At 65.6% G+C, this 12388-nt stretch carries 15 protein-coding genes; 5 read left to right on the top strand and 10 right to left on the bottom strand.

Going from position 1 to position 12388, the window contains the following annotated elements; translation table 11 throughout:
• The first annotated feature begins 9 nt into the window (after positions 1–9).
• Entirely contained in the window at positions 10–1044 is a 1035-nt protein-coding gene (locus tag IAU68_RS01155) for an HAD family hydrolase (RefSeq protein WP_171193251.1), read from the top strand.
• Positions 1037–1543 (top strand): GNAT family N-acetyltransferase, encoded by a 507-nt coding sequence (locus tag IAU68_RS01150; protein ID WP_171193250.1) that lies wholly within the window; start codon positions 1037–1039, stop codon positions 1541–1543. The genes IAU68_RS01155 and IAU68_RS01150 overlap by 8 nt, the downstream gene beginning before the upstream one ends.
• A 35-nt stretch (positions 1544–1578) precedes the next feature.
• Here the strand turns inward: IAU68_RS01150 and IAU68_RS11450 are convergent, their stop codons facing one another.
• The 6 genes from IAU68_RS11450 to IAU68_RS01120 all read right to left on the bottom strand — a co-directional run bounded on the left by IAU68_RS11450 (position 1579) and on the right by IAU68_RS01120 (position 5245).
• Positions 1579–1989 carry an ASCH domain-containing protein gene (locus IAU68_RS11450; RefSeq protein ID WP_171193249.1) on the bottom strand — a complete coding sequence of 137 codons (411 nt, stop codon included), beginning with the start codon at positions 1987–1989 and terminating at the stop codon, positions 1579–1581.
• Positions 1961–2062, bottom strand: a complete 102-nt coding sequence (locus IAU68_RS01140) for a 30S ribosomal protein bS22 (RefSeq protein ID WP_003855542.1) — start codon at positions 2060–2062, stop codon at positions 1961–1963. Before IAU68_RS01140 ends, IAU68_RS11450 begins: the two co-directional genes overlap by 29 nt.
• Before the next feature lie 202 nt (positions 2063–2264).
• On the bottom strand, positions 2265–2456 hold the full coding sequence (locus IAU68_RS01135; RefSeq protein ID WP_070421497.1) for a helix-turn-helix domain-containing protein: 192 nt from the start codon (positions 2454–2456) through the stop codon (positions 2265–2267).
• Between the two features lie 170 nt (positions 2457–2626).
• Positions 2627–3436: a pyrroline-5-carboxylate reductase gene (proC, locus tag IAU68_RS01130; RefSeq protein WP_171193248.1), complete on the bottom strand. Its 810-nt coding sequence runs from the start codon at positions 3434–3436 to the stop codon at positions 2627–2629.
• Positions 3437–4291 carry a hypothetical protein gene (locus tag IAU68_RS01125; RefSeq protein WP_171193247.1) on the bottom strand — a complete coding sequence of 285 codons (855 nt, stop codon included), beginning with the start codon at positions 4289–4291 and terminating at the stop codon, positions 3437–3439. It lies immediately after the preceding gene.
• A complete protein-coding gene (locus IAU68_RS01120) occupies positions 4292–5245 on the bottom strand; it encodes a Ppx/GppA phosphatase family protein (RefSeq protein ID WP_171193246.1) in 954 nt (317 codons plus the stop codon).
• Between the two features lie 33 nt (positions 5246–5278).
• On the opposite strand from IAU68_RS01120, the gene IAU68_RS01115 reads away from it, so the two are divergent.
• Positions 5279–6205 carry a hypothetical protein gene (locus tag IAU68_RS01115; protein ID WP_171193245.1) on the top strand — a complete coding sequence of 309 codons (927 nt, stop codon included), beginning with the start codon at positions 5279–5281 and terminating at the stop codon, positions 6203–6205.
• Here IAU68_RS01115 and IAU68_RS01110 read toward each other — a convergent pair.
• Genes IAU68_RS01110 through IAU68_RS01100 form a run of 3 tightly spaced genes read right to left on the bottom strand, consistent with a single transcriptional unit; the run spans position 6187 to position 8814 of the window.
• On the bottom strand, positions 6187–6876 hold the full coding sequence (locus IAU68_RS01110; RefSeq protein WP_171193244.1) for a response regulator transcription factor: 690 nt from the start codon (positions 6874–6876) through the stop codon (positions 6187–6189). The genes IAU68_RS01115 and IAU68_RS01110 overlap by 19 nt on opposite strands.
• A complete protein-coding gene (locus IAU68_RS01105) occupies positions 6873–8057 on the bottom strand; it encodes a sensor histidine kinase (RefSeq protein ID WP_171193243.1) in 1185 nt (394 codons plus the stop codon). The genes IAU68_RS01110 and IAU68_RS01105 overlap by 4 nt, the downstream gene beginning before the upstream one ends.
• 10 nt (positions 8058–8067) lie before the next feature.
• Entirely contained in the window at positions 8068–8814 is a 747-nt protein-coding gene (locus IAU68_RS01100; RefSeq protein WP_171193340.1) for a phosphoglyceromutase, read from the bottom strand.
• Between the two features lie 40 nt (positions 8815–8854).
• Here IAU68_RS01100 and IAU68_RS01095 point away from each other — a divergent pair, with 40 nt between their 5' ends.
• Both IAU68_RS01095 and IAU68_RS01090 read left to right on the top strand, forming a co-directional pair.
• Positions 8855–9955, top strand: coding sequence for a chymotrypsin family serine protease (locus IAU68_RS01095; protein WP_186337547.1), 1101 nt, complete (start codon positions 8855–8857; stop codon positions 9953–9955).
• Between the two features lie 51 nt (positions 9956–10006).
• Complete coding sequence (locus tag IAU68_RS01090; protein ID WP_171193242.1) at positions 10007–11128, top strand: chymotrypsin family serine protease; 1122 nt, start codon at positions 10007–10009, stop codon at positions 11126–11128.
• Here IAU68_RS01090 and mshA read toward each other — a convergent pair.
• Positions 11125–12387 (bottom strand): D-inositol-3-phosphate glycosyltransferase, encoded by a 1263-nt coding sequence (gene mshA, locus IAU68_RS01085; RefSeq protein ID WP_171193241.1) that lies wholly within the window; start codon positions 12385–12387, stop codon positions 11125–11127. The two genes, IAU68_RS01090 and mshA, sit on opposite strands and share 4 nt — an antisense overlap.
• Position 12388: the final 1 nt, after the last annotated feature.

The following is a 12388-nucleotide window of genomic DNA, read 5'->3' as shown; positions in this document are numbered from 1 at the left end:
CCGATCGACATGTCAGAACAGCGGGAATTCCTCGCACAATGGTCCGTCTCGCAGGGCAACCTGCGACGCTTTCTTGAGGACCTCGCGTTGCCCCCGCTTGACGACGACGCCCAGCGCACCGCAGGCCAAGCCGCCGCAGCCGCCGCTGTAGAAGAAACCTTCGGCATCGCAATGGAGGACTTCGCCCTCGGCGTGGACTCCGTCGGTGGCGCGTTCAAGACCGCGGGCCGCCACAAGATCACCCCGCCGGACCCGTCGGTCCCCCAGGACACTGAAGCCGCGGCGTTTTTCGACATCGACAACACGCTCATCCAGGGCTCCTCGCTCATCCTGCTCGCCCAGGGGCTGTTTACTAAGCGCTTTATCACCCTGCGCGAACTCGCCCCGGCGCTGTGGAAACAGATCCGCTTCCGTGTGTCCGGCTCCGAGAACGCCGACGACATTGCCCAGGGCCGCGAGCAGGCGCTTGCCGTGGTCAAGGGCAAAAGTGTCGACGAGCTCAAGGAGGCCTGCCAGGAGATCGTCGACAAGCAGATGCTCAACAAGTCCTATTCGGACGTCATCGAACTGGCCTCCATGCACATCGCCGCCGGCCAACAAGTCTGGTTGGTTTCCGCCACCCCGGTCCAAATCGGCCAAGCACTTGCGGAAACTCTTGGGTTTACCGGCGCACTGGGCACCGTGGCCGAAGAAGAGGACGGCAAGTTCACCGGCCGCCTCGTCGGTGACATCCTCCACGGCCCCGGCAAGAAACACGCCGTGGCCGCCCTGGCCGCGCTGCAGCAACTCGACCTGAAGCAGTGCACCGCCTACTCCGACAGCATCAATGACCTCCCCATGCTGGAGATGGTCGGCTCCCCCGTCGCGGTAAACCCGGACCGTGCGCTGCGCCGCCACGCGAAAGCCCAAGGCTGGGCCATCCGCGACTACCGTCCGGTGCGCCGCGCCGTACGCCTGTCCGCCCTGCCGGTACTGGGTGCCGCGGGCGCGTTTTCTTTGTGGCGGTTGTGGAGCAAGCGGCAGGACAGGACTCACCATGCCTGATGCGTTTGCCCTGCGCACCCCGCGGCTTGAGTTGTCGGTGCCGACACATGCGGATATCGATGCCATTTTTGCGATTCACTCAGATCCCCGCACCTACGAGCACCGACCCGAGCTGACAATGAAGACCCGCGATGAGGCTGTCGAGCTTGCGCGCGCGTGGCAGAACAATTGGGCCGATCAGCAATTGGGCTACTACACAGTGCGCACCCTCGACGGCGCGACCATTGGCTTTACCGGGGTAAGGCACAGCGAGGAAGCCGACGAAGAAGTCCTGAACCTCTACTATCGGTTCGCACCCGAATCGCAAGGCCAGGGCTACGCCAAGGAAGCCGCAGCCGCCGCGATTGCCAGTGCCCGCGAGCGCTTCCCGACGCTCCCCATCGTTGCCATCATCGACCCAGCGAATCAGGCATCGATTGGCCTGGCGGTGCGGCTCGGACTACAGCACGTCCCTGGAGCAGGCTTTCCCGATGATTACGAGGTGTACCGACTTTCCTAGGTGGGAAAGTCGGCGTTGGTTGGGACTGTTCGGCCTCAGCCACGCCACGGCTCCAATGCCTTGATCGGGTAGCGCTCATCAACGGCAAAGCGTTGACACACCACTCGGGTGTCGTCGCTAATTTCGAGTTCCCCGATGTACTCCACAAATTCTGGCGAGTGCCAATACCGTTCATGTCCGATGCGCCATTCCCTGGCATCCGCGTAGCCCTCCCCTTCGGCGATGGCATGCTCGTCACTCACGTCCACCAGCCGACAAACCTGCACGTCGGTCGTACGAATGACGCACACCACGTTGTCATGTGAGTCAAGGACGGCCTCGAGGGAGCCCACTACCTCGAGTGGCCGATACAGGCTAAAACCAGAACTCGGGAAGCAAAAAGCCCGCCTCCCAAAACGGAGGCGGGCAACGCTTGGCTTACTTGCCGAGCTTACGACGCTGCACACGAGTGCGGCGGAGCATCTTGCGGTGCTTCTTCTTCGACATGCGCTTGCGGCGCTTCTTAATCACTGAACCCATGAGGTTTCCTCTTTTCTAACGTTGAGTACGACCGTACGTGGCCGGCGCGACCGCTCGCGCGGCCCCGGAGAAGGTGCACACTCCACCAGGTGGCGGCCGACCTGAACACGCCAATCATACAGGCGGGCATACCCCCGGCCAAAAATGCGAAGTGCCCGCCTCCTCCCGAATAGCGGGCGGGGACGGGCACCGAGCGGCTGGTTTACCCCACGTCGTAGACGGAGGACTCCAGGTATTCGTTCACCGCGTTCTCGTTGACACGGAACGAACGGCCTACGCGGACGGCAGGCAGTTCACCGGAGTGAACGAGGCGGTAGACGGTCATCTTGGAAACGCGCATGATCTCCGCGACCTCGGCAACCGTCAGGAACTTTCCTTTATCTTCATTAACCACTTATTCATACCTCTCGGCACGCAAACGCGCTGCAGGCTTCCCCTCCCGCAGGACGAACACGCACGTGCTTGAACCACCCTAACGTGAAAAGTGGGCAGAGTGCGACTTATGAGAAGAATTTTTTCAGTGTGCAGGTAGTGAACTCACAGCGACGGGTGTGACGAGTGTGACTACTCGCCGAGCTCGGCGGAACGGCGCGCGCACGCCTCCATCGCACGGTAGAACGCACCCCGCAGACCGGACTCCTCCAGCTCGCGGATCGCACGCGCAGTGGTACCTGCGGGCGAGGAGACCTTCGCGCGCAGATCCACCGGGTTGTCCGCGTCGTCGAGCATGGCGCCGGCGCCGGCTGCGGTGGTCGTCGCCAAGCGTTGCGCTAGATCGCGCGGGAGGCCAAGCGAGACTGCGGCATCCACCATCGCCTCGGTGACCAAAAAGAAGTACGCCGGTCCGGAGCCGGACACCGCGGTCACGGCGTCCATCTGGGACTCCTGAACCACGACGACCTCGCCGGCGGCCGCGAGCAGTTCCTCGACTGCCTCGCGCTGCTCGTCCTCAACGAAACGCCCGTACGCCACCGCAAGCACACCTTTACCCACCAGCATGGGGGTATTCGGCATCACGCGCGCGATCGGGGCACCCGCGGAGGCGACGGCCTCATCCATCGCGGCGAGCGTCACGCCCGCGGCCATGGACACGAGCACCGGCGTGTCGTCGGAATCGGCGAAGCCTTCGCTGACCTCCTCGATCACGTCGAGAAGCCCAGCCGGCTTCACGCATAGAAACACCACGTCGCAGTTCTGCACGGCCTCGTGGTTGTCACTGGTGGTGCGCACGCCGTAGCGCTCACGCAGCTCCGCGCTGCGCTCCGGCGAGCGGTTGGTGGCGATGATCTTTTCCGGGTCGAACCCCGACTTCACAAGGCCGGACAGGAGTGCTTCGCCGATGTTGCCGGCGCCGATGACCGCTACGCGACGCATTTAAATCAGCGCCGGTCCGAACGCCATCACGGCCGCGGCGAGGCCCGCGAGCACCATGTTCAACCCGTCGCGGCCAGTGCGCATCGCACGCACGCCCAGCACGACACCAACGACCGCAACCACCGCGAGCAGCGCGGCGATGACCGTCATCACGTTCGCCCACAGCCACTTGAACGCGAGGAAGCCGAGCATACCGAGCGCAACCCCCAGCCCCACGAGCAGCACCATGAGGATCGGGTTGACGGAGGCCTCCTCGACCTCGATGTCGCGCCCATCCTCGTCGAAGGTGTCCAGATCCGCCTCGCGCTTATCGACGACATCCTCGCGCACCGGCTCATCCACCAGCACAGTCGTATCCGCTTCAGCCGCCGGTTTCTGCTCAGCCGCCGGCTTCTGCTCAGGCGCTGGCTTCTGTACCGGGGCCGACGTCTGTACCGGCTTGGGCGCTGCAGGCGCTGCGTCCTCGCGCACGACCGGGATGACGTTCGTGTCGTCGTCAACCGGGCGGGGCGCATCGGTCTTCGTGATGGCCTCGGTACGCTCGGCCTTCGGCTCCACCGGCTCGTCGGCGGGCTTGGTCGGGACAACCTTGACCGACGCGGCCTCCTGCTTCGGAGCCTCCTGCTTCGGGGCGGGCTTTTTTACCGGTTCTTCGGCGGGCGCGTCGATGGGCACGCTGGAGTGCTTCACCTCGGTCGGCTTGACCTCGACCTTCTTGAAGGAGTCGGTCAGTTCCGCAACGGACACACCGCCGTCTTCGAGGCTGCGGCGGCGCCGCGGGCGGCGCGCAGCGGAGGGGTTTTCCTTCTCCGCACGGGCGAGAAGCTCGGCAACCGTGAGCTGCTTGTCGGCCATTTAGTCGTCGTCTCCTTCATCGGCGTTCAGGTCGCCCTGGTCGATTCGTTTCAGAATTACGCCTTCGCGCAAAGCCCACGGGCAGATCTCCAACTTATCAACATTCAACGCGCGCATCGCTGCTTCAGCGACCAGCGCGCCGGCGACGATCTGGTGGGAGCGGTCCGAGTTGATGCCCTCGAGCTCCGCGCGGTCGGCTGCCGTCATACGCGAGATGAACGCGATGAGCTGGCGCAGGCCCGGCGCGGTGAGCGTGCGCTTGACAAACGGGCCGGCCGACGACGGCGCGGCACCGGTCAACCGGGCCAGGGAGCGGAACGTCTTCGACGTGCCCACCGCCAGGCCGTGCTCGCCGAGCGCCTTGAACTCCTCGGCCGGGCCGGCGAGTTCAGCGTCGATGTAGTCGCGCAGCATGTTGATCTTCTTGCGCTCCGGCGGGTCGGTGTCGAACCACTCGTGGGTCAACCGGCCCGCACCCAAGTCGAGCGAGACGGCGAGGTCCGGCATTTCCTCGGTGCCGGAGGAGATCTCTAGTGAGCCGCCGCCGATGTCGAAGTTGGTGATGCGGCCGGCGGACCAGCCGTGCCAGCGGCGCGCCGCCAAAAACGTCAGGCGCGCTTCTTCTTCGCCGGGCAGGATGCGCAGATCCACCCCGGTTTTCTTCTTTACCTGCTTGAGTACGTCGTTAGCATTGGTCGCGGAACGCACCGCGGAGGTGGCGAAGGCGAGCATTTCCTCGCATTTGAGGTTGCTTGCCAGATCGGAGGCCTCCTGTACGGCGTCGACAAGTTTGTCGATGCCCTTCGGCTCGATGTTGCCCTTCTTGTCCACCAGCTCGACGAGCCGGAGCGGTTGCTTCCAGTCGCTCATCGGGGTGGGGCGGGCACCACCGTACGCATCGACCGCCACAAGGTGGACGGTGTTGCTGCCGACGTCTAATACACCTAATCGCACTACCACAGGGTAACGGGTCTACGGTGTCCAAGTGTGAATCAACCAGCCCCGAAACAGGTTTTTCTCGGCTTTCCCACGGATTCCCCGGCGGGACGCTCCATCATTTCCGGGCGTGAAGTAGCCCCAGATTTCCCCCGCGAATGGTTCGAATTCGTCGACCCGGATGACCCAGAGCGCATCTTTTCCATCGACCTGACCTGGGTGGAGTCGACCTGGTCGTGCCGGTTCGGCACCTCTCAGTGCTTAGGTATCGACGAATCCAACCAGGCGGTCGGCTGCTGCATCCACGGCGCCTACATTGCCGACGATGAGGATCGCGACACCGTCTACAACGCGGTGGCGCAAATGCCCCCGAAATACTGGCAGCTGCGCCCCGCGGAGACCGACGCCTTCTTCAAAGCGGCCGACCCGACGTGGCTCGAGCCGTGGCTGGAGTGGGACGAGGAGGTCGACGAGGCCTTGGAGCCGGAGACTGACGACGAGGACGCCGGCCCCCACATCAAGACGAAAGTCGTCGACGGCGCATGCATTTTCGCCAACCGCCCCGGCCACCCGACCGGCCCGGGGTGTGCGCTGCATCAGTGGGCGATGGCAGAGGGCCGCAACATCGTCGGTTCGAAGCCGGAAGTGTGCTGGCAGGTGCCGTTTTCCCGCGAGGACGAATGGCAGGAGCGCAGCGACGGCCAGGAGATTTTGCGCACCACCATCGGCGAGTACGACCGCCGCCAGTGGGGCGGCGGGGGCGAAGACTTCGATTGGTGGTGCACCGGTGCGCCGGAGTGCCACACGCCCAACGGCGGCACGCTGGAGCCGATCTGGAAGTCGATGAAAGACGAGTTAACCGCGTTGATTGGCGAGACGGCATACGGTGTCGTCGCTAAGCACTGCGAGACACGGGCGGAACTGCCGCGCGAAGCGAAAGCCACCCACCCGGCGGCGGATCAGGCCTCGAACTTGTAGCCCAGCCCGCGCACGGTGACCAGCTGGGTGGGCCGGGACGGCTGCTCCTCGATCTTGGTGCGCAGGCGCTTGACGTGCACGTCGAGGGTTTTGGTGTCACCGACGTAATCGGCGCCCCAAATGCGGTCGATCAACTGGCCGCGGGTGAGCACGCGCCCGACGTTGCGCATGAGGTACTCGAGCAGGTCGAACTCTTTAAGCGGCATGGGCACCGGCTGGCCGTCGACAAGCACGGTGTGGCGCTCGACATCCATAGTCACGCGCCCGCCCTGGAGCAGTTGGTCGTCCGCCTCCTCCACGACCTCGGTTTCCGGGCCGCGGCGCAGCACCGCGCGGATGCGGGCGACGAGCTCGCGGGTGGAATACGGCTTGGTCACGTAATCGTCCGCGCCGAGCTCTAAGCCCACAACCTTGTCAATCTCGCTGTCGCGTGCGGTGACCATGATGATCGGCACAGACGACTCGGCGCGCAGCTTCTTGCACACCTCGGTGCCGCTCATGCCCGGCAGCATGAGGTCGAGCAGAACAAGGTCGATATTCTCGGTATCGAACATCTGCAGAGCAGTCTGGCCGTCGGGCGCGACCTTGGCCTCGAAGCCCTCCTTACGCAGGAGAAAGGCCAACGGGTCCGATAAAGACTCCTCGTCCTCGACGATGAGAATGGTCGTCACTGCTCCTCAATTTCCTTTCTGCCGTCAGCGGCGCGGGCGGTTTCCGGATCAAAGATCGGCAATTCGATGGTGAAGGTCGAGCCCGTCCCGGGACGCGACCACAACTTGATCGTACCGCCATGGTTCGCCACCACATGCTTCACAATGGCCAATCCGAGCCCGGTGCCGCCGGTGGAGCGCGAGCGCGCCTTGTCCACGCGGTAGAACCGCTCGAAGACGCGCTTCTGATCCTCCGGTGCGATGCCGATACCGCGGTCGGTGACACGGATGAGCACCGCCTTGTCGCGCACGGTTTTCTGCGACACGCTCACCGGTTTGCCGTTGGGCGAGTAGTTAATCGCGTTGGAGATCAGGTTGGCCACCGCCACGGTGAGCATGGCCCTATCCCCCATCACGCGCAGGCCGCTCGGCTCGCCCCGGTTGATCTCGATGTCCCGGTTTTCGGCGGTGACGTGGTTGCGGGTGATCGCCTCGTCGATGATGTCGTCGACACGCACCGGCGCCATATCGGGTAACGCCTCGGCGCCCTGGAGCTTCGACAGCGCGATTAGGTCCGTGATCATCTCGCCCATCCGGTGCGACTCTTTGTGCAGCTTCTCGCCGAAGTAGACCACCATTTCCGGGTCGGTGGGGTCTTGCAGCAACGCCTCGGCGAGCAGCGAAATGCCGCCCACCGGGGTTTTGAGCTCGTGGGAGACGTTGGCCACGAAGTCGCGCCGCGCCGATTCCATGCGCACATTCTCGGACTCGTCGGAGCCGTAGATGATGGCGTAGGAATTGTCCGTCAGCGTCAGCGGGGCGATGACCGCGCGCACGTTGCGGATGCGGTTTCCGGTGGTGCGCTGCGGCAACACCAGGTCGATCACGCGCTGCTCGGTGTCGTCGAGCACCTGTTCCGCCACCTCGAACACGCGCGGGTTGACGGTGCCGTCGTGCACGAGTGACATGTCATGGGCCCGCGCGTTGGACATGAGCACCTTGCCGGAGCGGCCCACCACCACGATGCCGGTCGGCGAGCCCTGCGTGACCAGGTGCAGCACCTGGCTGATCGTGTTCACACCGGAGTCCTCGCCGCCGTCGACCGCACGGTTGCGGGCACGCCAGCGAAGGGCACGCTGGCCGAGCAGCACGGCGGGCACCGTCAGCGCGGCGCCGAGGAAAAACGCGAGGACCGGCGACACAGTAAAGTGGCTACTTCTGGCCCTGGTTCGCCACTGCGGCAGCACCGGCTGCGGCAGCCTCCGGGTCGAGGTAGGTTCCGCCCGGGTTGAGCACACGGCCGCGTTCGCCGATCTCGTAGACCAGCGGCATGCCTGTCGGGATGTTCAGCCCTGCGATGTCCTCGTCGGAGATGCCGTCGAGGTACTTCACCAGCGCGCGAAGCGAGTTGCCGTGGGCTGCAATCATGACGTTTTTGCCCTGCAGCACCTGCGGCAGGATCGCGTCTTCGTAGTACGGCTGGAAGCGGCGCACGACATCCTGCAGGCACTCGGTGCGGGGCACCTCCGGCAGGAAGGCGTAGCGCGGGTCGTTCGTCTGCGCGTACTCGTTGTCGGTGTCAATGGCCGGCGGCGGAGTGTCGTAGGAGCGGCGCCATTCCATGAACTGGTCTTCGCCGTACTGCTCGCGGATCTCCGCCTTGTTCAGGCCCTGCAGCTTGCCGTAGTGGCGCTCGTTGAGGCGCCAGTTGCGGACGACCGGGATCCAGTGGCGGTCCGCGGCGTTGAGCGCGATGTTGGCGGTGCGGATCGCGCGGCGCAGCAGCGAGGTGAACACGATGTCCGGCAGCACATCCTTCTCGGCGATGAGCTTGCCGGCATTGACGGCTTCACGCTCGCCTTGCTCGGTGAGGTCCACATCCACCCAGCCGGTGAACTGGTTGGATTTGTTCCACTCACTTTGGCCGTGACGTACGAGAATCAACTTTCCGTTACCCATACTGTCCAGCATGCCACGGATGGGGTTTAGTGTCGTGGGCATGCTTAAGGTTTTTCGCTTCGTCGCCGCGGCCGCGATGGCCGTCGCGCTCACCCCTGCCCCATCCGCCGCCGCTGCCCCCGCGCTCGCCGCACCCGGCGCGCCCATTGCCACGCTTTTCGACGACACCACGTCATTTACTCACACCGGCCGCTGCACCCAGGGTCCCGCGGGCACGGTGCGCACCCCGGACGGGAAGACAAAGCAGGTCATGATCACCGCGGCGCACTGCTTCGAGGTGAAGGGCGAGACAGTGCTGCCGGTGGTCTACGCGCCGGTGCACCGCAACGGCAAGGTCACCTACCCACGCGTGGGCGAGATCGACACCCAGCGTACCGAGTTTCCGCTGGGTAACGGTGAGTTAATGGACTTTTACCGCATCATCGACGAGCCCGATTGGGCCATGATCCGCCTCGACCAGGGCGTGGAGGCGTCCACCTGGTCGACGTCCCGCAGCCAGTGGGGCGGCGCCGCCTCGCCGGCGGTGGCGATCACCGGCGTGAAGGACTACCCGTCGCTGGGCAACCAGTTGATCGCCTTCGACAACTTCGGTCAGCCGATCTGCAAGGACGGCATGCGCACGGGCCGGTCGTGCGGCACGCAGGTGGCGCGTACCCAGAACTTCGTGTGGCACGTCGGGTTGGATTTCGCCTCGGGCGATTCGGGCGGCATCAACTACGACCCGCGCACCGGCGAGGCGGTGGGGCTCAGCGTCATCGGCTTCGGTCCGATCGGCAACTCGCAGCAGGTCGACCGCGCGCTCGAACAGGCCTACGACATCCCGGACGGCCAGGTGAACCAGGCCTTCACCCCCGCCCCGAAGGCGCAGCGCGCGGAGTTTGCCACGCTGCGCGACGAGATCGCGCAGGAAAACCCGGCGGCGGCAGACCGCCCGGCACCGGCGCCGAGCAAGTACCACCGGCTGAACGACGCGGTCGGTGCGGCGCAGGCCGACGCGGCCCGGCTCGCCGGCGAGGCGGGGCAGTTGCCGAAGGCGGACAATCCGGTTGCGGCGGCGCAAGACCTGGCGGGGCGCGCGAATGCGGCGGCACGCGGGCACGCCGGAGAAATCCGCTCCGCAATCGACGCCTTCGTGAAATAACCCACGCCGCCACCCCCGGTCTGAGCGTGCTGGCGGGGTTAGACTCGAAGTATGCGAACACCTGCATTTTTCGCCGCCGGCGCGCTACTGCTCGGCCTTGCAGCCGCCCCTACCCAGGCGGCCTCGCCCGCGCTCGTCGCCCCCGGCGCGCCGTTTCGCACCTTTCCTGCCGACCCGCCGACCACACGGGAACTGCCCACCGGCGAGCACATCAAGATCCCGCCGACCGCCAACGCCATGGACTGCTCGCAAGGCCCCGCCGGCACCGTGCGCGGCACACGGGTCATGCTCACCGCCTCACATTGCGTGAACACGCTGCCCGGCTTTCCGGAGATCACCGGCGAATTTTCGGTCCCCGTCGGCGACGGCTACACGCGCATTGGCACGCGTGAGGCGTCGAACCATGTACCGCTGGAAGCCATGCTGATTTTCAACCCGCTCGCCGCCGCGCGCACTGCGGACTGGGGCATTGTGCGTATCGACGACACCGTCACCGACACCAACCTGTCCCACTCCCACGACGCCGCCGGGCACACCCGCGGCAACCCGGTGAAACTCACCGGCATCCGCGACTTCCGCACGCTGCGCCCGGGCGAGGTGTCGGTGGACAACTTCGGCCAGCCGATTTGCAAGGACGGTGCCACCACCGGGCGCACGTGCGCCACCCAGATCGGGCGCAGCCGCAACGCGGTGTACTCGTGGAACCTCGGATATAAGCCAGGCGATTCCGGCGGCGTGAACTTCGACCCACGCGACGGCGCCGTTATCGGCATCTCCTCGATGGCCGTGGGACCGGTGGGCAAAGCGCAGCCGGCCGACCGCATCATCGAAGACGCCTACGGCGTACCGGACGGCCAGGTCAACGAGGTATTCAAGGTCACCGAATCCTCCGCCCCGCGCGCCGAGTTCACCCCGTCCGGTGTGGAGGAGCAGCGTGTCGATGACGAGATCCGCCGCCTCAACCCCGGTTACGAGCCACTCGAGCCGCGCGCGGAATTCCGCAAGGCCGTTGGCGCGGCCCAGCGCGATGCGCGCCACCTCGCTGACAAGGCCGTGCGCGGCCAGTTCAACCGCACCGAGGTCGAGCAGGCCGTGGACCACCACACTGAAGAGCTCACGTTCTGGGGCAGCGGCGTGATCGCCGAAAACCTCAACGAGGCGCTCGGCCGCTAGTTGCCGCCGGCGTTCCGTGCCGCGCCGCAGGGCACGTAGCCGTCGAGTGTGGCGGCGTAGACCTCGGCTAACTGCTCGGCCGACGCGGCCCAACTGAACCGTCCCGCGTGTTCGACTGCGGTTTCGCCCATCTGGATACGCGTGGGGTCGTCGATAAGCAGCTGCTCGAGCGCGTCCGCCCAACTCTCTGGCACGTGACCGTCGACAAGCAGACCCGTTTCGCCGTCGACGACAGCCAGCGGCAGCCCGCCCACCTTCGCCGCGACGACCGGGGTGCCGGTGGCCTGCGCTTCCACGGCGACGAGCCCGAAGCTTTCGTTGTAACTCGGCACCGCGACGATGTCCGCAGCCTGGTAGATGCTGACCAGCTCCTCCGGCGGGCGCGGGCCCAAAAAGCGCGTGATCCGGCGCAACCCCTCCTCGTCGGCAATCTCGCGGTAGCGCTCCACCGACGAGCCGGCTCCGCTCGCCCCGCCACAGATGATTACGCGCAGCGGGCCGTCGACACGGCCGCGGCGCACAACCTCGCCCATCGCGCGCAGCAGCACGTGTGGGCCCTTGAAATCCTGCAGGCGACCGACGAACGCCACCACCTTCGCGTGCAGTGGGATGCCCAGGTGGCGCCGCGCGAGCTCGGTGTTGCGGTTCGTACCCGGGGTGAACAGTTCCGTGTCCGCGCCCGGGCTGACGACGGAGATCTTCCCGGGGTTGACGTCGTAAAACCGAGCCAGCTCCGCGGTTTCATCCTCGGTGTTGACCACGAGCGACTCCGCGTTATCCACGAGTTGCTGCTCGCAGATACGCCGCGCCTCCGACTCCGAACTGCCGACCCCGTAGGCGTTTTTCACCGCCGCCCACGTATGCCCGGTGTGCACGAGCGGCACACCGGCGAGATCCGCGAGCAACCACCCCACCTGGCCAGAGAGCCAGTAGTGGGAGTGGATCAGGTCGTAATGCTCGTCGTTCGCGCGCGTGAACTGCACCACCCCACCGGCAAAGGCGGCGAGCTGGGTGGGCAGATCCTCTTTTTCCAGCCCCTCATACGGGCCAGCGACGACGTTGACCACCCGGTAGCCCGGCTCCACCTCCACGATCTCACCCTGACTCGGACGGGTGGCGCGGGTGAACACGTCCACCGTCGTGCCCTGCCGCGCCAACTGGGTGGCGATGTTGTGGACGTAAACGTTCATGCCGCCCGCATCACCGGTCCCCGGCTGCTCGAGCGGGGAGGTGTGCATGGAAATCATGGCGACGCGCATA

This window comes from Corynebacterium lujinxingii, assembly GCF_014490555.1.
In the GTDB taxonomy this organism is placed as follows: Bacteria; Actinomycetota; Actinomycetes; order Mycobacteriales; family Mycobacteriaceae; genus Corynebacterium; species Corynebacterium lujinxingii.
This window is presented reverse-complemented; position numbering and strand designations above follow the sequence as displayed.